Raw genomic sequence first — 20,783 nt, 5'->3', positions numbered from 1 at the left:
CCCGAACCCACTCAGTCGGCCGTCGCGGTGGCCTCGGGCAGGTCGTAGGTCACGTTCGTCAGCTCCTCCGAAACCGACCAGAGCCGACGGGCACGCTCGGGGTCGCGAGCCTCACGGGACGGTGTGTCCTCGGCCGGCGGGCCGCGCATATTCATGAATCCGCTCGGACCGATGTACTCGCCCCCCCGGACATCCGGCGCGGTCGCGGCGTACAGCATCGGGAGCGCGCCGGTGGCGGCGTCCTGTGCGACGACGGCGTTGGCGACTTTCATCATCGCCAGCCGGAGCGTCGAGCCGGCCTGCTTGGGGCCGCGGCGCTGGAGGTTCGTGTCGGCGTAGCCGGGGTGACAGCCCACACTCGTGACGCCGTCGATACCGGCCTCGTCGAGCCGACGGTCCAACTCGAAGGCAAAGAGCAGGTTGGCCAGCTTGCTCTGGCCGTACGCACCCCACTTGTCGTAGTCGCGTTCCCCGTGGAGGTCGTCGAAACGCATCTCGCCGTTCTCGTGGAGTCCGCTGGACTGGGTGACGACGCGACTCTCGCCGTCGGTCTCGCGCAGGGTGTCCAGCAGGTGCCCGGTCAGCGCGAAGTGACCGAGGTGGTTGACGCCGAGTTGCATCTCGAAGCCGTCTTCGGTCTCGCTGTACGGGATCGCCATCACGCCCGCGTTGTTACAGAGGCAACGCAGGTCGTCGTACTCGTCGGCGAACGCCTCGGCGAAGGCCGCGACGCTGTCGAGGTCGGCCAGGTCCAGTTCCAGCACGTCGAGGTCGGCGTCGGGCACCTCGCGGCTGATCTCCTCGGCCGCGGACGAACCACGCTCGACGCTACGACAGGCCATGACGACCGTCGCGCCCGCGTCGGCGAAGGCCCGCGTGCCCTCGAAGCCGAGCCCGCTGTTCGCGCCGGTGACGATCACTGTCTCACCCGACAGGTCGGGCATCTGTCCCGTCGTCCACTCGGACATACCCTTCCTTGGAGCGCCAGCGACAGAAAACTACCCCTCGTAGGGCCAGTTCGGGTCCCGACGCTCGTCCTCGCGGGGGTCACGGGTGTCCGGCGCGGCTCCGGGCGTACAGGCCCCGTGCTCCTCGAAGTTCTCGCGGGCCTCGGCCAGCGAGACGTGGTTGGTGTCCCCGACGTAGGCGGGGTTGTGGAACTGGACGGGGTCGTCCATCCAGTCACAGACGGGACAGACCTCGTAGGACCCCGGCTGATCCTCGGGCAGGGACTGGTAGCCACAGCAGGGGCAGAAACCGAGTTCGCGCGAGGCGGGGTTCCCGTCGGGATCCATCGACGGTGTGGGGTTCGGCCCCGTCCCACATAGTAGTGCGGTTCGGCCGACTCCCAACTCCCTCACTCCGACTGTGCGGCCTCGACCTTCCCGGCGTACTCCTCCAGTTCGGCCGCGAGTTCCCGGGCTTCGGCCGCCGAGAGCGTGACGTGGTCGGCGTGTGGTTCCACCGAATCGAGTTGCGTGTTGTCCATCTCCAGTTGGAGTGTCACGTGATCGGGGTCCTCGCGCGGCGCGGTGACGTTCAGGACGGCCAGGGCCTCCTCGTCGAAGCCGTGGCCCTCGACGCGGCCGTCCAGCAGGTCGAACGTGGTGTAGGCGTTGACTTTCAGGAGTCGGTCTACCATACCGGCGGTTGGGTCGGCCCGAACTTACAACCCACCTTTTTCCAGCCTGGACCCGGCTTCGCTACGATTTCAGATTTTACCATTATGAAAACAGCTGCAGTCTCGCTCGTTCGGCGTCAGCGAAGGAAAGTCATAAAATGATTTTACTACTATTTTTAGCATTTATCCAAAGATGCAGTCAATGATCGCAGTGGGGGAGCAATTCTAGCTCGTCGAATGCTTCGTAGTGGTCATCCCACGTAGCGATATAGTCGGTAGTCTGTACCTCTACGAATGCCTTGTTGATGAAATCAGTCATCGCCCCGCCATGATCACCGTATTTCGTAAAATCGGTACAGGCGCTGTCGAATGTGTCTACATCGAGATCTGTGAGACAGTACACCTTCGATTCGCGAACGGTGGTTACACAGTCGAACGCATCAGACGGCTGTGCTTTCTTTTTAAGACGTGTCGCAGCTTCGTCAAGAGTGTGGTGCGTCACAAGCAACTGCCGGAACGGGAGTTCCTCATCGCGGATAAGCGTGAGCAGTTTCTCGGCAAACCGCCCTTTCCGCGATTCCTCATCGTTTGAGTGGTTCGTCCGGAAAACTGAAACCAAAAATTTCGGACCAATCACAAGACTCGTTGTATAGTTTCCGTTGTAGGGTTGAAAATGAGTGTGCCGCGGCGTGTCAACCTCACTCATTGTTTTTTGCCAGCACATCAAATGCCGGGTCATCCCGTGCAACCGTGTCGAGTTCCTCTGCCAGTTCAGGCTCGGGATCGGCATCAATTGGCTCAAGCTCCGGTAGACGATCAGTATTTACAGAGAGATCAAATTCAAAGTCGTCAGTTTCCATCTCTAGTCGATCAAACATGAGCTCAAACGTGGTCTTCTGTTGGTCGATCTCGCGTTTCCGGCGGTCAATCGTGTCTTCAGCTGACGGACCTTCAACAGTGGTATAGCTCATCTGCTGTCCACAAGCCTTCCAGACCCCATCATAGAAGAGCTTGTACAGTCGGTCCGTGAAGTCATAATATTCTAGTATTTCTTGCTCATTCAAATCCGCAGAATCTACCCACCTAACCGCTGGCAACACACTGTTCTTGAACTCGGTGACATAGGGGGGGATATCACGGAACATCGAATACCGGTTCAGAGCACGCTTAAGCTCGAGACTCTGGTCGAGTACTGTCTGTTCCAGATCGGCCGGCACAAAATTCGGGTTCCGCTCGATTGTTGCGGCTCGAAGTCTGTAGAGATCACGATAGATCGGTAAGGCCGCGAGGTAGACATCTCGAAAATGGTACTCGTCGGCTGATTCATAGTGACCTTCGAGCCATTCGAACGTGTCAGTGTTCACTGCCTCGGTTACGTAGTCGGATCGCTCATCAGTGAGGTACGTGAAGATAGCCTCGTCCGACGGGAGATCTGAGTCGACAGTACTCGGCAAATGGAGGTCTACATTCCCCGATCGATTATTTTCTTTCCCTTTGGGTGCAACTTTCCCATGCAAGTAGTACTGTGTCGTGACGTACTCCGTCGCACCAAGCCCCTCGACAACATCAAGCCGCAGCTTCTGACGGGTGATGGAGTCGAGATCATCTTTCGAGATGTCTGGAAGTTCATCAACCGCGTCGGTCAACTGGGTATCGATGGTTCCGAAGAGCGGCTCCTCGAGGAACGAGGGACCGTCCATGGTACTTATTACATTTTGTCTTGTGGTATATGGAATCTTCGAAACGAGAAATATGTCTATTAAAGCTCGCACTCCTTTCACTCAAAAAGAGTGTTTGCGTACTCACGGTCGAACGTGAATAGAATCCGCAAACCGTAGGCGCAGGGTTCACCGACCCTCACTTCATCTGGGGTCGGTAGTTTTTCGCCCACGTTTTTGCGAGGGGGTCGCGGAGCGAATCCCCAAAGTAAAAGGTGGCTAGTCGTCGCTCGTCGCCAGCGGCTGGCCGGAACCGTCCGTGGGTGCCGGCGAGGCGTTCATGTCGTCGTCCTCGGCGTAGGGGTACCACGTCATCTTCGTGTTGTGCATATACGGGTCCTCGTAGCTGGTCTCCTCGGCCGTCGCGAGGTCCTGCAGGGCGTCCTCCTCCCGGGCCGCGATGAACTCGCGGAAGGTCTCGCCGTCCTCACGCTGGTCTTCGTAGGCCGCGAGCAGGTTCTCGATGTAGCCGGGCACCTCGTCGGCGGCGACGCGCATCTCCACCCAGTCGGCAAAATGCGGGTCCTCGCCGAGTCCGCCACCGAGGCCGATGTCGAAGGCCTCGACCGGCTCGCCGTCCTTGCGCGTCTTCATGCCGCGCAGGGACACGTCGGCGATCTGGGGCTGGGCACAGGAGGCCGTACAGCCCGACAGGTGGATGTGGAAGTCCTGGACGCCGTCAGGGAGTTCGACGTTGTCCTTGAGCCAGCGGGCGTACCGGACCTGGCGGTTCTTGGTCTCGGTGATCGACAGCGAACAGAACTCCGAGCCCGTACAGGCGATGGAACCGCGCATGAACGGGTGGGGGTCCGGTGAGTAGTCCTCCAGCAGCGGTTCGTCGAGCAAGGCGTCGAGGTCCTCCTCGGGCACGTCGGTGACGATGACGTTCTGGCGCTGGGTCAGGCGGACCTCGCCGGAGCCGTACTCCTCGGCGAGTTCGGCGAGTTCGATGGTGTCGTCGGCACCCATCCGACCGACGAGGACGTCCAGGCCGACGTAGTAGTTGCCGTCGGGCTGTTCGTGGACGCCGACGTGGTCGCCGTGACCGTCGTCGTGGCCGGCGTTGTAGGTGTACTGGTCGCGCATATCCTCGCCCGCCGTCGGGAGCTCGAAGTCGACGAACTCCTCCTGCAGGACGCGGCGCATCTTCTCGGGCCCCCACTCGTCGACGAGGAACTTGATGCGGGCGTTGAAGCGGTCCTCGCGGTCGCCGTACTCGCGGAAGAGTGCGCTCATGCCGGCGGCCACGTCGCTTGCCTGCTCCGGGGGCACCCACACGTCGATGTCGCGAGCGAAGCGCGGTTCCTTCCGGGAGAGTCCGCCACCGACACGGACGTTGAAGCCGAGTTCGCCGTCTTTCTCGGCGGGCTCGAAAGCCAGATCGTTGATGTCGCCCTGGCCACAGCCCTGGTCACACCCGGTGACCGAGACTTTCCACTTCCGGGGCAGGTTGGCGTAGTCGTCGTTACCCTTGAACTCCTCGTGGAGGTCCTCCGCGACGGGCCAGGCGTCGATGTGTTCGTGTTTGTCCTTGCCGGCGACCGGGCAGCCGACGATGTTCCGCCAGGAGTCACCACAGGCCTGCTGGGTAGAGAGACCGTTAGATTCCAGCTTCTCGAAGATTTCGGGCACGTCCTCCAGTTTGATCCAGTGGAGCTGAATCGACTGGCGGGTCGTCCAGTCACAATACGCCTCGCCGAACTCGGGGTTGTCGACGGGTCCGGTCGCGTACTCCTTGGCGACCTCGCCGATGACCTCGAGCTGGCCGGGCTCGATCACGCCGTTCGGTGTCCCGATACGCATCATGAAGTAACTCTCCTGGCCCGACCGCTGGTGGTACAGCCCCCACCACTTGAACCGCTCGAACCAGGCGTCGTGCTCGTCTTCGGGAATCGCGTCCCAGCCCTCCTCCGCGAACTCCATGAGGTGCTCACGGATCTCCGATCCGTACACCTCCGATTTCCAGTTCTCGACCTTGCTCGGCATACCTACGGGTCTAGAGTCCCACTCATATACGCTCGCGCTCACCGACAAACCTCCCCACCTCTTCGCGGTAGCGGAGAATGTTGCCGCCTACTCCGGACGAGCCAGCCGGGTGCGTTTTCGTGGCACGTGGACGCTCTCGGGGACGACGCCGTAGAATTGTCCGTCGTCGGGGTCGATGACGCGACCGACGGTGAGCCAGTCGGTGACGCCTTCACGGCCACACTGGATACAGCGCCCCGCGAAGCGGGCGGCGATGTCGGGGGCGTCCACACCGACCTCGACGACGCCCTCCGCGAGGAAGTCAGCCATCTCGCAGTCACAGAACTCGTGGCGGGCCAGTAGCCACAGATCGGAGACGTTGATCTCCCGGGAGTCGTTGACGCTGATCCAGGCACCGTCGTCGAGTTGGTGGACGTCGGTGGTCATTCACTCGCCGTTATCGTTCGAGCCACCTGAGTAGTCCGGCGTGGACAATACTCGCCGGGGCCGACCTACCACGGGGAGTGACCGGTCGTGTGGCAGGTCCGACCTGGCGCACCATAATCTGACGTGATACCACAACCCATAGTCAGAGAAAGGGGACAGCTCTTGCCGGTATACGGGAGTACGGGTGAGGATTACAGTTGCGAGAGGCCTTATGATGGCGGGACAGCTATAGGGGAGTGATGACTGACAGTGACGGTGCGACTGACGGTGGACCTCGACAGGCCCCAGCGGACGTTGCGCCGGAGCTGTACGAACCAGATCAGGAGCTGGATTATCGATGACCGAACACGCAACAGACCCCGACACGAAGGAGGAAGAGGACGTGCCAACAGACCATCTCGACGACCTGGACGACGGCTGTGGCTGTGCCGAAGTCTGGGAGCACACCAGCGAGCGCCGCGAGGCTGCAGACGACTGACGAATGCCCCGCGATCTACGGGACTCTTTTATCATTCGTCGCCCTAGCACGCACCGATGACAGACGGGCCGACCGACGGACCACCCACGGATCGGGAGTCGCCAGTGGGCCGGCCCGTCATCAGAGGCGACCCGACGCTGACTGGCGAGCACGCCGAGCGCGCCGTCGCGTTCGACCCGGACGACCCCGACAGCCTCGCGGAGGCCGCAGAGACCGTCCACCAGTTCTCCCAGAACACCGCCGGCGACCCCGACAACGTCTATATGCTCCGGGGTGCGGCCGCCTGTGCCGCCCTCGTACGGGGCGAAGGGTCCTACAAGGCCGCGGCCGAGCGCGCCGGCGGTGACGCAACGGTGGCGTTCATCCGGAAGTGGTCGCGGGTCCACGATCTCCCCCGGTCGATCCGCCGCCACGTCGCCAAAGGCGAGATCGCACCTACCGCCGCCAAACACATCGCCCGCGTGGCAGGCGAGGCCCGCCTGTTGCTCGCGTGGGCCGCCCTGGACCACGATCTCACCGTGCGCCAGATCCGCTCGGTCGCCAGTACCGTCAACGACGGCCACACCGTCGGGGAAGCCCTGACCGCCGAGGGCGTCACGCTGGGGCGGATGGAGATGGAGTTGTCCCAGGACGCCTACTGCGAACTCCGCCGGCAGGCCGCGCTGGAGGACGTCGATCCCGGTCGACTGGTCGGCGAGGCACTGGCGGCGTACCTCGACGACTGACTCGCCCGCAGTGGATCGAAACTGTTTACCACCCGACCGCCCCATCTCCTTTCGAGGGCCGGTAGCTCAGTTAGGCAGAGCGTCTGGCTTTTAACGAGTCCGCGCGTTCGATCCGGGCGGGTTCGGAAGTGACCAGATGGTCGGGGGTTCAACTCCCTCCCGGCCCGTACTTCGCCGCGAACAACTCGTGAGCGGCGAATACGCCAGGAGGAGTTGAAGCCTGCCAGTGGCTGCCCGCACAGGAGCGAAGCGACGAGCAGGAACCTCTGGCTCCGGTTCAACTCCCTCCCGGCCCGCTTTTGCGAGGCACAGTGTGTCGAGCAAAGCGGCCAGAGGGTGTTGAATCAGACCGAGGTTCTGCGCGAAGCGCAGGTTCTCGGGCGTGGTTCAACTCCCTCCCGGCCCGTACTTCGCCGCGAACAACTCGTGAGCGGCGAATACGCCAGGAGGAGTTGAAGCAGAGCAGTCGCGCGCAGCGTCGCGAGCACGTCTGCGCGTGGTTCAACTCCCTCCCGGCCCGTACTTCTCAGCGGAGATTCCGGGGCAGTCGAATACCCGTCAACGAAGTCAAACGAGACCGAGGACTTTACGGCGGTCACCGAGAAGGTGGGGCATATGTTAGGCTTCAGTGACAGACTGGAACTGCTGGGACTGCTGACGGGGGCGTTCCTGATCCTCGTAGGGATCGGGACCATCGTGGGGATGCCCTGGACGACGCTCGGCGGGGCCGTCGGCGGAGTGAAAGCCATCGCCGGATTGCTGGCGGTCGGCGTCGGCGTCGGATTGGGCTGGCTCTCGCGGACGGACGCGGAGCCGGCGTAGACGAGACACGACGAGAACGGGAGTCAGAATCCTGTGGGTCGAACCGAACTGTTCTCCGAAAAGCGAAACCGACGGGTCGCAGTTAGTCCTTGACGGGGAGGTACGCCGCGCCGAGCAGGACGATCGCGGCACCGAAGCTGACGATGAACACGCCCCAGAGGCCGTTCTTGCGTTCGGTGAAGTAGTCCTGGCGCCGAGTATCTTCGAGGTACCCCTGGACGTTCTCCGAGAGGATCACGGTGCTGTTGTCCGGGAAGTGGGCGACGTACTGCGTTCCGCCGAGGGTGACGTTCCCGCCTTCAGACAGCGAGATCGTGTTCTCCTGCGGGGAGGTCCAGGTGAGTTCGGCCGCGGACGTGGTCACGTTCGTGACGGTGGCGTTGACCTGTCCGTCTTCCTCGGCGACGTACTCGTACTCGTCACCGACGGCGAAGGTCCGCGTCTCGGGCGCAGGGAGGTACTCGTCGAGGAGGACGAGTTCGCGGTCCGAGGTCTCGTTGGCCGGGTAGACGACGTACTCGTCACCCTGGAACGTGGCGGTCTCGTTTTCCACTGCGGGGTCGTTGGCCAGGATGGCGCTGACGTTGAGCTGCTCGTGGAGGTCGAACTCCGAGACGTCGGTCCGGTTCTCGATGACGACCGTCCACGACTGGTTCTGGTAGGTCGCCGTGGAGTTGTGCTCTAGCGACGCGGACGCCTGCGCGGACTGGTTGGTCCACGCGAGTTCACCGCTGCCCTCCGAGACGGAGGCGATGTAGACCCGGTCGCCGATTCTGAGTGTGTCGTCGGACGTCAGTTCCTGCCCCTGCACGTCGACCTCGGGACGCTGGGCGTCGACGACGGTGATATAGCCGAACGACCCCGCCGCGATGGCGAGGAAGAGAACGAAGTATATCGCCGCGGCTCGTCGTTGCATACTTCGAATCTTGTGAGGACGGCCTTTAATCGTTACTTTTCGTCAGCGCGACCGCTACCGATCGGTTCCGGTCACTTCGGCGCCTGTCTCGCCCGGTCACGCTCGTTCCCTGCCGCATCTGACTCGTCGGCCGTCACCGTAGCCAGCGTCGCCGCCAGCGTCATCACGGCCCGTTCGTGGTCCGCCTTCGAAGCGTGGGCCGCGACCGGCGACACCGTCCCCGTGTCCGTGTCCGTGTCCGCGTCACTCACGCCCCGCGCCGCCAGCGTCCGCTGTGTCACGGCGAGCAACTGGTGGAGATGGAGGAATTCGTCTTTCCGCATCGGTATTGAGTAGGGGCTGGACGACCCTAAACCGCACGACGGCAGTGTTACCACCCCGCACGGAGTCGGCACGGGAAGCGGATCACGTGACGACCGAATCAGGCGGGTCGCGGCGTCGGAAGCGCGCGGTGGCGGCGCGGGGGCACCAGAAAGTTCCCGCGGTTCTGGACGAAGATGTACTCGAGAATGCCGTTGTTGACGCGCTGTCGGATCGCCGGGTTGTCCGTGAGGTCGTCGCCGTTCATCGCCGCGCGTACTTCCTCGAAAGTGGAGAGTCGCCGCTGGAGCGACGGGAAGTGGAGGCTGGCCACGTCGTCGTCGGTCGACTCGACGTGTCGCCGGAGGATGCGGACGTTGCCGTCGGCGTCGCGGTTGGCGCGTGCGGCCTTCTGTGCGTGGCCGACCCGGCCGTGGTCGCTGATCGACTGTTGGATGGTCTCGGGGTCGAGAACGGCGTCGATGCCGCTGTCGGCTCCGAGGTTGTCGCCGACGCCCTCGACGAGGCCCTGCTCGGCGTGGCTGGGGCTGAACATCTCCATGACCCGCTCCGCGAAGCTCTGTTCGTCGTACCAGTCGCCCAGTCGCTGGCGGAGGTTCGCGACGTGTTTGGTCGTCCCGCCGGCGAAGGGACCCTCCGGGATCGTCACGTAGTCCTCGGTGGCCTGATTGCCAGCAAAGCCGGCCTCGAACCCCATGAACAGGGGCGACTGCTCGGGGACCGGCAGGGAGTCGGGGATGCCGCTGATCGGCTCGCCAGCCTGGGCCTGTCGCTCGGCGGGCATCCCCGCGCCGATGAAACCCGTCCGGCGGTCGTCGACGGTCAGGGCGTCGCCGAGTTTCGCCTCGACGGCGACCCCGTTGGCCTCGCTCCGGTCGCCGAACATCGCTTCCTCGGCTTCCAGCACCACGTCCCCGCGGTCGCTTGCCAGATGCAGGAGGGCGTCCTGCGTGTCGAAGGTCGGATTCTCGAACCCCGAGAGCCGCCGGGGTTCGGGCAGGTCGACACTGTCGGGCAGGGTCGCCTCGAACCGGTCGAAATAGCTCGGGGCGTACGCGAGCGAGTAGACCAGCCCCTCGTTGCTCCGCTCGTAGGCGCGATCCAGCGTCCGGAGCGCCGCCTCGACGGTCCCGCGGGCGTCATCCTCGGGCGGACCGTCGGCGTCGACGGTCAGATACAGGAACGTCTGGTGACGTGGCAGGTGGACGTTCCCGTCCGCGTCCACGCGCACGCGGTCGTTCCACGCGTGCTGACGCTGGGGGAGGTTCGAGATATCGGAGACACCCGTCGGGACGGGCTCGCCGGCTCGCGGTGCTCGCCCGAGGCAGGCGCTCAGGGCACTGGCACCGCCCGCCGCGACGGCGGCCTTCACGAACTGTCTGCGGGGCAGTGACTCGTCGAAGTCCATCAGAGTTGCACCTCGGCGTCCGGCATCGTCAGGAAGGCCATCTCGTAGCCCTCGTGACGGGCCAGCTGGGGCGGCGTGTCGACTGTAATCGCGAGCGTGTCGCCGTCGGTCACCTCGGGGACGGCCGCACCGTAGTGATACCCCAGGTCCGGGTCGAGCGTCGATTCGAGGGCGAACGAGTCGTCGGCCAGCGATCCGGAGAGAGTCATCGACGGCAGGACCATCCGGTTGTACGGCGTGTGCGCGAACACCGCCAGATACTGCCCGTCGCCCTCGATGCCCGCGGGCACCGTGTCTTGGACCGTGACCACGAACACGGCGTCGCCGCTCGTGGCCGTGCCGCGGACCGCACCCGGCAGCTCGCCCTCGGGCGGGACGGTCGCGCTGGGAGCCATCATGTCCATCGGCTCCAGGGCGGCGCGGTTGCCCGCGTCGTCGTACTCCTGATACGGCAGGTCGTCGCGGGCGCGCTCGCTGTACTCGAACTGGATTTCGGCGGTCGCCGGGTCGGTGAACCGCCCCCGGAAGTCACCGGATCGGCGGACGCGGTCGTCCGGTACCGACCCGATGTCGATACTGGCGGTGTAGGTGCCGTCGCCGTCGCCCTCGAGGTTGTTACCGTAGTGCAGCCCCATCGGCTGGGACAGCATCGCGTACAGATTGGTCTGGTCGGCCAGCGAACCGTCCTTTGTGAGTTCGGCGGTCAGACTGGCGTTGGGCAGGACGGTCTTCGTCTCGGGATCCCAGACGACGGCCATGAAGTGCATCGCATGGCTCCCGTCGAGTTCCTTCTTGTTCGTGTCCGCGCCCGTGACCTCCCAGAACCGGTGGGGGTAGCTGTACATCGCGGCGACCTTGTACTCGCCGGCGGTCGTCGAGCCGACCATCTCCATCCCCTCGGAGTGGGTCGGGTAGTAGACCGCGTCGGGGCGGTTCTCGACCAGCGGTGGCGACCGAACCGATCGTGACTCCGTCTGGAGACACCCCCCGACGATCCCCGCGCCAGCCAGTCCGGCCCCCGCCCGGAGGACAGCACGTCTGTTCATCGCCGACCGATAGGCATCGGACACAAAAGCCCGTTCCGATTCACGGCACCGGTTCACGCGTCCTGGCGACGCGCCAGCCACACGGCGATCACGGCAACCGCGAGTGTGACGCCCCAGACGCCCGGCCCCGCACCGTCGGCCGACGTGTCCGCGGGGGAGTGGGTCGTGGGCGTCCGGTCGGCAGTCCCACCGTCACCACCCTGCTCGGGGGACGGTGTGGGCGTGTTCACGCGGATCGAGTCGCGCCCGTCGGGGAGTCGCTCGTATCGACTGACGACCGGTTCGCCCGCGACGCGGACCACCGGATCGGCCCCCGCCTCGAACCGGCCGTCGCCGTCGTCGGTGTGGACGGCGACCGCGAGGGTCGCCCGGTCGTCGAGTCCGGTGGTGTTCACGGGCACGCGCACGTTCGTGTGTCGGCCCGCCGCGAGCGTCCGGGACCCGAGTGGCCGCCCGAACGTGCCGTCAGCCGTCGCGTGGACGACGAGTGAACCAGCCGCGGGGAGCCTCGCCGCGAGGACCGGAAGCGTCCCGTTTTCGAGCGATCCGACCCCGCGAGTGACGACCGACGCTGGCCGCTCACCCCGCGCGACCGCGAGTCGCTGGCCGGCCGGCCCGCCGAACCATTCGAGCATGGTGTCAGCGGCTGGGTCGAACGCGTCCCCCGCCTCGGCGTCCGCGTGCAACACCGCCCACAGCGTCACGTTCCCGCGGACGGTCGACCAGAACGCGTCGTCGGCCCGGACGGTGACACCGCGGTGGCGGCCGGGGTCGAGCGAGCGGACCCCGACGATCCGGCCGGGCTCGCCGCCGTCGTCGGCCCGCAAGACGAGGTACCCGTCGGTCGAGAGGAAGGCCTCCTCGACGACGACGGTCCCGTTACCCGACACCTGTGGGTTCGCGGTCGCGTGATTCCCGTGGGCGACCGCGAGGCCGGCCCCCGCGACGGCGAGGGCGAGCAGGCCGAGGAGGAGAATGCTCGCACGCATCTCAGATCGACAACTCCATCGGTGGCATGGTCAGGAATGCGCGTTCGTATCCCTCGTGACGGCCGATCTGTGGCGGCATCGTGACCGCCAACCGGAGTCGGTCGGCCTCGGTGAGTTCGGGGATCGCCGCGCCGTAGTGATACCCCAGGTCGGGATCGAGCGTCCGGACGAGGTCGCCGTCGAACGAACCGGCCGACGCCGACAGCGACATCGCCGGGAGAACGAACCGGTTGTACGGTGTCCGGGCCGACACGGAGAGGTACGGCCCCGGCCCGTCGACGCCGGCGGGCGGATCGGTCAGCCGGACGGCCTCGAACACCGCGTCGCCGCTCCGCGCGGTCCCGAGATGCGTGCCCGGCATGGCCTCGACGTCGGGTGCCCGACCCAGCGGGAACGCGGTGTCCATGGGTGCGACGGCCCCGGGGTCGCCGGCACCGGGAGATTCGCGCGTGCCGATCCGCTCGCGATCTCGGGCAGTGAACCGGAACGGAATCTCGGCGGTCGCCGGGTCACCGAAGCGTCCACGGAACGCGCCGGTCCGGCGAATCGAGAGCGCGCCCACGTCGATCAGGGCGCGGTAGTCCCCGTCGGCCGGGAACGTGAAGTTGCCGCCGTAGTGGACGCCCATCCGCTGTGAGAGCATCGGGTAGATGACTTCCTCCGAGACCAGGGCCCCGTCGCGTTCGAGTTCGAGCGAGAGTCCCGTCTCCGGGATCGCGATTCCCGTCTCGGGGTCCCAGACGGTCGCCATGAGGTGGACGCGGTAGCCGTCGCCGCCACCCCTCGGTACGAGCGACCGCTGGGCGTTCGTCACCGTCCAGAACTGGTGAGGGACCGTGTACAGCAGCGCCACGCGATAGGGACCGGCGGTCGCCGTCCCCAGCCGCCCCATCCGCTCGACGAACGACTGGACGTAGACACCACCGTCACCCGATCCGGTCGGCGTCGATGGGGGTGGGGAGCCAGTGCCATCGTCGGTCGACGTGCCAGCTGTTTGCGGTCGGTTACAGCCCGCGAGGCCGACGGTACCAGCGCCGGCGAGGAGGGTGAGCAGGCGTCGCCTGTGCATTCGGTGCCGAGTTGAAGCGGCGACGGGTTAGGGGTTCCCCTGGCACTCGCTCAGACCAGCGTGTCGGGGCGATCCGAGAGGTAGTCGAAGACCGCGCCGAGACTGAACCCGTACGCGAAGTGACTCACCAGCGTCAGGACGGCATAGAGCGCAAGCGTGAGTATCCCACCGTCGATGCCCTGTGAGAAGGCCAGCACGAACCCCGTCCAGAGGACGAACCCGTAGGGCAGCCCCTTCGTGGCGAACCGCTCGCCCGGGAGGTAGGCCGCCGTCGCGGCGAACAGGAGCGGCCAGGTGAGCATCCCACCGCCGAGAAAGACCAGGAATCCGACCGCGACCGCGTTCGCCGGAAAGAGCACGTCCAGCCCGGTCAGATCCGCGAGGATGCCGAACGAGGCCATGTCGAACGCGCCCAGCGACGACGCCACGAACAGCCCGATGCTCATCGCGGCCGTCCCGACCAACCCGCCGACGGCCCCGATCAGCCCGTCCGTGACGATGCCCGCGAGGTGATCGAAGTCCGACTCCGCGATCTCACCCTCGACCGCCGGCTCGAACTCCTCGGTGTTCGTTTGAGTGTCACCGTCTGCCATGATGATTGATAACGTGCCCGAGCGACAAAAGGGATACGCACACGTTCGTCTGTGCGTTCACGTCACTGCCGACGGGCGCTGAAAGCCGAATTTCAGTTTACGTGATACCTTTTTGGGACCGGTGAGAACGAACGCCTGCAATGGGAGTGCGACGACCCGATGGCCGGCGGACGAATCGCCGGTCGAAACGGCCCTCCAGCGAACGTATCGCGTTACGATCGACCGATCCCGGGGAGGTGGTGGGATGAGACGTATCACTATTGGCCTCCTGTCGGTGTGCCTGCTCGCGGGCGTCGCGGCAGTCGGCGTCGCCGGAGCAGTCGGTTCCACCGACACGGTGACGACCGACCACGGGGCAGTTCCGACGGCCACAGCTCAGTCCGAGGAGGTGTGGCTCCCCGAGGAGAAAGTCGATGCCGTCCACGGGAACTCCACCCGGTTCAACGTGACCGTTCCCGAGTCGGCCGACGGCCCTGTGACCGTCGAGATCGGCGGTGAGTCCCAAGAGTACCGCCTCGTCGCGACGCTCCGGGACGCGAACGACGACGGGACCATCGCCCTCGAATACAGCGCCGGCGTCGACGGCCCCGAGACCAGCTCGCTCACCGCGGTCGACGGAGACGAAGTGAGCGTCACGAACAGGACCGCGCTGAAGCGGGAGGGGATGACCGCCAAGTCCTACGAGTTCCGCCTCGCGAACGGGACCTCGGCGGACGGCGAGACGCTCGATACCGGAGCGTTCGGCGTCGTCTTCGACGCGACCCACATCGACTTGAGCGACGACTGGTTCTCGGCCCGGCAGGTCACCGCCGACGTGGACGGGACTACAAGCTTCGAGATCGAGTTCCAGTCGGACGCGAGCGAATCGGCCACGCTCGCCATCGACGGCCCCGGCTACCTCCTCGTGGCGACGGTTACCGACGAGAACGGCGACGGGACGGTGGCCGTCGAGTACGATGTCGGAGCCGCGGGGACGGACGGCACCCCGATCACCGCCGACGGTGAAGACACCGTGTCCGTGGTCCGAGAGACGCGTCTCGATGGTGAAGGCGGACTCGAACCCGGGAGCTACGACATGAACCTCACGCGCGGGACTCCCCCCGACGGTGAGGAAGTCGACATCAGTTATCTCAGAGTGATAAATACCCCATCCAATGAACAACCGGATACCTACGATGGCAGCTGGTTCGAGACCAAGACCCCGACTGCCGACTGGCGAGAGGAGGCGTTCGTCAGAGTCGATCTGGAACCGGACGCGGACGGGTCAGTGACGATCTCGGTCGGCGACGGCGACCCGTATCTGCTCGTCGCGACGCTTCGAGACGGCAACCAGGACGGCGAAGTCCACGTGAAGTTCGATACCGCTGTCGCCGGAACGGGAGCGAACCCGCTCAGCGTCGGCCGCGGCGACAGTGTCGTCGTCCACCGTCAGTCCAACCGCTCCGGAGCCGGCCTCCCGCCGGGGGAGTACGACATGAACCTGAGCCTCGGCCGGCCGCCGGACGGCGAGGAAGTCTCCGTGGGGACGCTCATCCACGACACCCGAGATAACGTTCCCGAGGGGACGAGTGCGACCGAGAAGGCGGCCGAGACCGGTACGGAGTGGACGTGGGGGAACCGCGACGACGTCCTCTCGAACGGGATCGTCACGACCCACCGCGGCCAGCCTGCCCACATCCCACTGGAGGTCAGGCCCGGAACCACGGTGACACTCCAGATACGGCGTCCCGGCACCCCCGACAAGTACGTCGTCGAAGTCCACGACGCCGACGGGAGCGGGCGGGTTCCCCTGCTGTTCAGGACCGGCGCTGTAGACACCGGTAGCCACCGTGTCGCCGTACAAGGCGACAACGAGGTAACGCTCCGAGAGGGGGCTGGCGATACCGACGCGATCGCGGTCGGCATACTCGATATCGACGTCTACAACGGTTCCGGGATCTCCGGCGAGGAGATCGGCGTCGGCACACTCCAGTTGCTGGAACCGACAAACGATTCCGCGAACGGGACGACGACAGCCCCGACCGACACCCCGACACCGGGGCCAAGCATCGCCAACAACGACAGCAGTGACGGCGACGAACTGGGTGCACTCGCCGCCATCGCCGTCGGTGGCATCCTGGCCGTCGTCGGCGTGGCCGTCCTGTTCGGTGTCCGCCGCCAGTAACGCCCCCCTGCTTTTCACCGCCGGACGACCAGCACGAGCACGGCGATCAGCGCCAGCGACCCGAAGAAGAAGATCAGTCCGGGTTCGAGTATCTGGAAGACGAGTCGGGTGAGCGGATCCTGTCCGCCGCCCGTCGCCGTCGGTGCGGTCGGGCCGACGGCCGACGACCCCGACCGCTCTGGACTCGCCAGGCGTTCGGCACCCCACTGTACCAGCAGACTCGCCAGCCCCAGCAGTCCCAGCCCCGCCAGTACGTCGGTCAGCGACCGCTCGATACCCGAGCGCAGGTCGCGATTCCCGACCAGTACGAGCGGGTCCGTCGCCGGCCCGTACACCGACATCTCGTTGCCTTTCTCCGAATAGCGCGTCCCCACTTCCTCGACGAGCCCCGCCTCTTCGAGGTTCCGCAGGTGATAGATGACGTTCTGCACCGACGTGTCGATCCGATCGCCGATCTCCGACGGCGAGGCCGGCTCCTCGAACAGCGCCCGGTACAGCTCCCGGGCCGTCTCCGAAGAGAGCGCGTCGAGTACCTCGTCGGTCGCCGCGTCGTCGACGTTCAGCACACGGAGCCGCTCGTCCGTGTCGGCCGTCGGTCCCTGTATGCGGTCGATGAGTCCAGACATACCCAGCGGTACCGAAAGTTGTCCCTGCGTTTACATAGCCCTGTCCGTAGCTACAAAACTCGTTTAACCGGTCGCGTTCCGGGCCGCCCGCACCGCCGCCCACGGATCGACCCGCCCGTCTCCAGCCGCGAACACCGACCCGTTCACCGGCCTCGCCGTCCGCTCGACGACCGACTCCACCGCTGCCGGTCCCAGATCGGGGTTCGCCTGCCGGACCAGCGCCGCCGTCGCCGCCGCGTACGGTGCCGCCGCCGACGACCCGACGAACCCATCCGGCACGTCGGCGACGCCCGTATCCGGTGCCACCACGTCGAGTCCGATCCGCCCGTCGACCGTCGGCCCGCGCGAACTGAACGGACGCACCCGCCCCCGCCCGCGGTCGAACGCACCGACGGTGAGGACACCCTCGGCCGTCCCCGGCGCGACGAGAGTCCCACCGTCCCGGGCCCGCTGGAACTCGTGTGTCGGCGACGCCAGCTCGATCCGCGCCCCCGTCGGCGAAGCGGGCCCCTCGACCGTGACGAAGTACGTCCCCTCCGGCACGGTCACGTCGATGCGCTCGTTGGGCACGTCGTCACGACGATACGGCCGCGACCGCGCCACCAGTTCCGATCCGTCCTCCCCCAGCCGATAAAGCGCCACGTCGTAGTCCGCGCTCGTCGTCTCGCTCCAAGAGAGCCACAGACTCACGCGCCGGCCCCCGGGCCGCAGGAAGTTCCGCGTCCGATCGCCGAACACCAGTCGTCCATTCTTGACCTCGTCGTACCGACCGCTCCAGTGGCTCCGAGCGAGATTCCCCGCCGGCGCGACGAACACCACTCCTTCCCGGGTAGCCCGCGTCGCCAGGCGCTCGACCGCCGCCGTCCCGTTCCCGGCTTTCCCGTAGAACGCCACCGGCGCGACGATCACGTCCACGTCCCGGTCGAGTAACCACGAGACCGCCGCCCGGTACCCCGACGGCGAATCGAACGTCGCCAGCGACAGGTTCGCCCCCGGCGCTGCGCGTGCGACGATCCGCGCCGCCGCCGTCCCGTGTCCGTCCGACCCGCCGTTGCCGACCGTCGCGTCGGCACCGAACGCACGCGCCGCGACCACCTGCTCCGCGACACCCGGAGAATCCTCGTCGAACCCCGTCACGTCCACGATCCCGACACGGATTCCTTCCCCCGTGTACCCCGCAGCGTGTGCCCGTGCGAACCGCTCGTCTTGGACCCGGCGCTCGCCGTCTCCGCCCGCCTGCAGAGCGATCAGCCCGATCCCTACCGTGAGAGCGAGGACGCCGACCGCAGCGATCAGCACAACCCGCCGGTCCGTCATTCGCCTGGAGTGTCAGGTTGCCGTCGTCTATATCCTTCGGGTTCCGTCGCGCGACAGTGCCGTCGCTCACGAGCGGTTCGCAGCAGGAAGCCAAGGGCCGGATTTGAACCGGCGGCGATCCGCTCTGCAGGCGGACGCGTTATACCAGACTCTGCCACCTTGGCACAGTCGATAATAATCGAGAACCGCGTTTAAGCGTAGCGGTCTGCCACGAGCGACCGCCCCTCAGTACGAGCGGGGCAGCCCCAACGTGTGCTCGGCGATGTGATTCAGCATCATCTGTGACGACCCCGGCGCAACCGTCCCGAGCCGGCTCCCCTTCCACATCTCGACGATCATGTAATCACGGCTGAACCCGTTGCCGCCGTGGGTCTGGAGCGCCACGTCCGTCGCCTCGTGACCCGCCTCCGACGCCCGCAGTTTCGCCATGTTCGAGACCTCCGCCGTCTTCTTCATGTCCTCGGTCCCTTCCGTCTCGTCCATCAACCACGAAGCCCTCTGGACCAGCAGTTTCGCCGCCTGCACCTTCGAGTACGCGTCCGCAAGCGGGTGCTGGATCGCCTGGTGCGCCCCGATCGGCTCGTCGAACACCACACGATCGTTCGCGTACTCGACCGCGCGCTCGATCGCGTTGCGACCCACACCGATCGCCCCTGCCGCCCCAACCAACCGCTCGGGATTCACAGTGTCAAAGAGCTGGTACAGCCCCATATCCCGCGTTCCGATGATATCGTCCTCTGTCGCTTCGTACCCGTCGAAGGAGAGTTCGTACTGGTTCTCCGGCGTCGGAATCCCCACGTCTAGCTCCCTGCGCTCGATGTTCTCGTCCTGTGGATCCGCCAAGAACAGCGTGATTCCCTGGGTCCGCTTGGGCACCTCGTCTTTCGGCGTCGTGCGCGCGACCAACAACATCTCGTCCGCCACGTCCACCCCACTGATCCACTGCTTGCTCCCGTCGATCAGGAAGGTTCCGTCGTCTTGCTCCTCCGCGAAGGTGTCCAGGTTCGGTGCATTGTGCCCCGCGTTCGGTTCCGTCAGCGCCATACAGAAGTTCAGGTCGCCGTCCACCAGCGGCTCCAGCAACTCTTCTTTCTGTGTCTCGGTTCCGTGGTTCGTCAGCGTCACCGCCCCGAAGACCACGTTCACCACGAACAGCATCTCCGCACCCATGCTGCCGTGAGCGACCAACTCCTCCACGATCGTCGTCAACTCCCGGATTCCCATCCCCTCACCGCCGTACTCCTCCGGCACCGTGACACCGAGAAACCCTGCGTCGGCACAGTCCTGCCAGAACTCCGTCGGTTCCATCCCGGCCGACACGTCCCGCCAGTAGTCGTCACCGTAGCCACTCGCCACCTCACGCGCCGTCTCCCGCATCATCCGGTGTGTCTCCGACTCCGCGAACCCTGCTTCGTCAGTGAATGACATGCACTCTACGAGGGGCTACCAGCAAATAAAGGTATGAACTTTCAACAGCAGGATGGTTGACAACTGTTCGAAGCGGGGGATCTTCCAGCGGCTACCGACGTTCGAAATGGAAAGACCCGCACCAGCGCGATGCTGGTGCGGGTCGAAGGTATGAGTGGAGGCGGCGAACCGGGTCTCCCAGAGGCTCGCGCACTCAAGTAGGCCCCGGAACGCAGGCGGGCTTAACTTCCGTGTTCGGGATGGGTACGGGTGTAACCCCGCCGCTGTGGCCGCCTTAACGCCGACTCGCGGAATCGAACCGCGAAACACCGGAAGACGCCGTCTTCCGTGCCCCAGACTTTGTCTGGGATTCCAATGCCGGTCGGTTAGGACTGTGTATACGTGCGATCCAGATAGCGCCTGGACTCGTGCAATCGAGTCTTCGTGCGGTATGATTGGTGGCTTCGATCAGTTAGTGCTCGCGGGCTAAACACCTCGTCACCTCGGTGCGTACACCCCGAGTCTATCGATCTCGTCTTCTACGAGTGATCTCGGCGGTATCTCTTTTCCAGGTGGGTTTCGAGCTTAGATGCGTTCAGCTCTTACCCCGTGTTGCGTGGCTGCCCGGCACGTGCTCTCTCGAACAACCGGTACACCAGTGGCAACCATCCGTAGTTCCTCTCGTACTATACGGACGTTCCCGTCAGATACCATGACACCCCCAATAGATAGCAGCCGACCTGTCTCACGACGGTCTAAACCCAGCTCACGACCTCCTTTAATAGGCGAACAACCTCACCCTTGCCCGCTGCTGCACGGGCAGGATGGAGGGAACCGACATCGAGGTAGCAAGCCACTCGGTCGATATGTGCTCTTGCGAGTGACGACTCTGTTATCCCTAGGGTAGCTTTTCTGTCATCTATGGCCCGCATCGGGCGGGCGCATTGGTTCGCTAGACCACGCTTTCGCGTCAGCGTCCTTCGTTAGGCAGGACACTGTCAAGCCATCTTTTGCTCTTGCGCTCTTCGCCGCGTCTCCGACACGGCTGAGATGGCCTTGGGGCGCGCTCGATATTCTTTCAAGCGCGTACCGCCCCAGTCAAACTGCCCGGCTATTGGTGTCCTCCTCCCGGAGTGAGGGTCACAGTCACT

General features: G+C 65.2%; 21 protein-coding genes, 2 tRNA genes and 2 rRNA genes. 5 read left to right on the top strand and 20 right to left on the bottom strand.

The genetic code is table 11. The features are described from left to right. Positions 1 to 11: 11 nt before the first annotated feature. From BMX17_RS12705 to BMX17_RS12675, 7 genes are all read right to left on the bottom strand, one after another. Positions 12 to 968, bottom strand: coding sequence for an oxidoreductase (locus tag BMX17_RS12705; RefSeq protein ID WP_092660605.1), 957 nt, complete (start codon positions 966 to 968; stop codon positions 12 to 14). Between the two features lie 30 nt (positions 969 to 998). Continuing rightward, the gene (locus BMX17_RS12700; protein WP_092660603.1) at positions 999 to 1,295 is read right to left on the bottom strand and encodes a CPCC family cysteine-rich protein; all 297 of its coding nucleotides are present in this window, start codon (positions 1,293 to 1,295) and stop codon (positions 999 to 1,001) included. Positions 1,296 to 1,357: 62 nt separating this feature from the next. Then, positions 1,358 to 1,642 carry a DUF6360 family protein gene (locus BMX17_RS12695; protein ID WP_092660601.1) on the bottom strand — a complete coding sequence of 95 codons (285 nt, stop codon included), beginning with the start codon at positions 1,640 to 1,642 and terminating at the stop codon, positions 1,358 to 1,360. A 178-nt stretch (positions 1,643 to 1,820) separates the two neighbouring features. Continuing rightward, positions 1,821 to 2,327, bottom strand: coding sequence for a hypothetical protein (locus tag BMX17_RS12690; RefSeq protein ID WP_092660599.1), 507 nt, complete (start codon positions 2,325 to 2,327; stop codon positions 1,821 to 1,823). Further along, positions 2,320 to 3,321 (bottom strand): DUF8098 family protein, encoded by a 1,002-nt coding sequence (locus BMX17_RS12685; RefSeq protein ID WP_092660597.1) that lies wholly within the window; start codon positions 3,319 to 3,321, stop codon positions 2,320 to 2,322. The genes BMX17_RS12690 and BMX17_RS12685 overlap by 8 nt, the downstream gene beginning before the upstream one ends. Positions 3,322 to 3,558: 237 nt before the next feature. Continuing rightward, positions 3,559 to 5,325: a nitrite/sulfite reductase gene (locus BMX17_RS12680; protein WP_092660596.1), complete on the bottom strand. Its 1,767-nt coding sequence runs from the start codon at positions 5,323 to 5,325 to the stop codon at positions 3,559 to 3,561. An 87-nt stretch (positions 5,326 to 5,412) separates the two neighbouring features. Further along, entirely contained in the window at positions 5,413 to 5,751 is a 339-nt protein-coding gene (locus tag BMX17_RS12675) for a DUF8134 family protein (RefSeq protein ID WP_092660594.1), read from the bottom strand. A gap of 337 nt (positions 5,752 to 6,088) precedes the next feature. Between BMX17_RS12675 and BMX17_RS26130 the strand changes: the two genes are divergently transcribed. From BMX17_RS26130 to BMX17_RS12660, 4 genes are all read left to right on the top strand, one after another. After that, positions 6,089 to 6,229, top strand: a complete 141-nt coding sequence (locus BMX17_RS26130) for a hypothetical protein (RefSeq protein WP_170845409.1) — start codon at positions 6,089 to 6,091, stop codon at positions 6,227 to 6,229. Between the two features lie 56 nt (positions 6,230 to 6,285). Then, entirely contained in the window at positions 6,286 to 6,954 is a 669-nt protein-coding gene (locus BMX17_RS12670; protein WP_092660592.1) for a DUF7119 family protein, read from the top strand. 55 nt (positions 6,955 to 7,009) lie between these two features. Next, a tRNA-Lys gene (locus tag BMX17_RS12665) sits at positions 7,010 to 7,121 on the top strand. Positions 7,122 to 7,569: 448 nt separating this feature from the next. Then, on the top strand, positions 7,570 to 7,776 hold the full coding sequence (locus BMX17_RS12660) for a DUF8123 family protein (RefSeq protein WP_092660590.1): 207 nt from the start codon (positions 7,570 to 7,572) through the stop codon (positions 7,774 to 7,776). An 82-nt stretch (positions 7,777 to 7,858) separates the two neighbouring features. On the opposite strand, the gene BMX17_RS12655 is transcribed toward BMX17_RS12660, so the two are convergent. The 7 genes from BMX17_RS12655 to BMX17_RS12625 all read right to left on the bottom strand — a co-directional run bounded on the left by BMX17_RS12655 (position 7,859) and on the right by BMX17_RS12625 (position 14,118). Next, complete coding sequence (locus BMX17_RS12655) at positions 7,859 to 8,692, bottom strand: hypothetical protein (protein WP_092660588.1); 834 nt, start codon at positions 8,690 to 8,692, stop codon at positions 7,859 to 7,861. Positions 8,693 to 8,763: 71 nt separating this feature from the next. Beyond that, the gene (locus BMX17_RS12650; protein WP_092660586.1) at positions 8,764 to 9,015 is read right to left on the bottom strand and encodes a UPF0058 family protein; all 252 of its coding nucleotides are present in this window, start codon (positions 9,013 to 9,015) and stop codon (positions 8,764 to 8,766) included. Positions 9,016 to 9,113: 98 nt separating this feature from the next. Beyond that, positions 9,114 to 10,421, bottom strand: coding sequence for a DUF7405 family protein (locus tag BMX17_RS12645; RefSeq protein WP_092660584.1), 1,308 nt, complete (start codon positions 10,419 to 10,421; stop codon positions 9,114 to 9,116). Continuing rightward, positions 10,421 to 11,467, bottom strand: coding sequence for a DUF7350 domain-containing protein (locus tag BMX17_RS12640; RefSeq protein WP_092660582.1), 1,047 nt, complete (start codon positions 11,465 to 11,467; stop codon positions 10,421 to 10,423). Before BMX17_RS12640 ends, BMX17_RS12645 begins: the two co-directional genes overlap by 1 nt. Before the next feature lie 53 nt (positions 11,468 to 11,520). Beyond that, the gene (locus tag BMX17_RS12635) at positions 11,521 to 12,456 is read right to left on the bottom strand and encodes a DUF7282 domain-containing protein (RefSeq protein ID WP_092660579.1); all 936 of its coding nucleotides are present in this window, start codon (positions 12,454 to 12,456) and stop codon (positions 11,521 to 11,523) included. Position 12,457: 1 nt separating this feature from the next. Then, a complete protein-coding gene (locus BMX17_RS12630; protein ID WP_092660577.1) occupies positions 12,458 to 13,525 on the bottom strand; it encodes a DUF7350 domain-containing protein in 1,068 nt (355 codons plus the stop codon). Between the two features lie 50 nt (positions 13,526 to 13,575). Next, positions 13,576 to 14,118, bottom strand: a complete 543-nt coding sequence (locus BMX17_RS12625) for a DUF6789 family protein (protein WP_092660575.1) — start codon at positions 14,116 to 14,118, stop codon at positions 13,576 to 13,578. Between the two features lie 244 nt (positions 14,119 to 14,362). Here BMX17_RS12625 and BMX17_RS12620 point away from each other — a divergent pair, with 244 nt between their 5' ends. Next, on the top strand, positions 14,363 to 16,282 hold the full coding sequence (locus BMX17_RS12620; RefSeq protein ID WP_139203506.1) for a DUF7827 domain-containing protein: 1,920 nt from the start codon (positions 14,363 to 14,365) through the stop codon (positions 16,280 to 16,282). Positions 16,283 to 16,296: 14 nt separating this feature from the next. Here the strand turns inward: BMX17_RS12620 and BMX17_RS12615 are convergent, their stop codons facing one another. From BMX17_RS12615 to BMX17_RS26670, 6 genes are all read right to left on the bottom strand, one after another. Continuing rightward, a complete protein-coding gene (locus tag BMX17_RS12615) occupies positions 16,297 to 16,908 on the bottom strand; it encodes an ArsR/SmtB family transcription factor (RefSeq protein WP_092660571.1) in 612 nt (203 codons plus the stop codon). 63 nt (positions 16,909 to 16,971) lie between these two features. Beyond that, entirely contained in the window at positions 16,972 to 18,225 is a 1,254-nt protein-coding gene (locus BMX17_RS12610; protein ID WP_092660569.1) for a S8 family serine peptidase, read from the bottom strand. A gap of 88 nt (positions 18,226 to 18,313) precedes the next feature. After that, positions 18,314 to 18,389, bottom strand: a tRNA-Cys gene (locus BMX17_RS12605). Between the two features lie 61 nt (positions 18,390 to 18,450). After that, entirely contained in the window at positions 18,451 to 19,653 is a 1,203-nt protein-coding gene (locus BMX17_RS12600) for an acyl-CoA dehydrogenase family protein (RefSeq protein WP_092660567.1), read from the bottom strand. A gap of 155 nt (positions 19,654 to 19,808) precedes the next feature. After that, positions 19,809 to 19,930 (bottom strand): 5S ribosomal RNA (gene rrf, locus BMX17_RS12595). Between the two features lie 154 nt (positions 19,931 to 20,084). Beyond that, a 23S ribosomal RNA gene (locus BMX17_RS26670) occupies positions 20,085 to 20,783 on the bottom strand; the annotation flags it as partial.

Origin of the sequence: Halorientalis persicus (genome assembly GCF_900110215.1) — an archaeon.
GTDB lineage: Archaea > Halobacteriota > Halobacteria > Halobacteriales > Haloarculaceae > Halorientalis > Halorientalis persica.
Note: the sequence above shows the minus strand (reverse complement) of the source record. Positions and strands in the feature narration are given on the sequence as shown.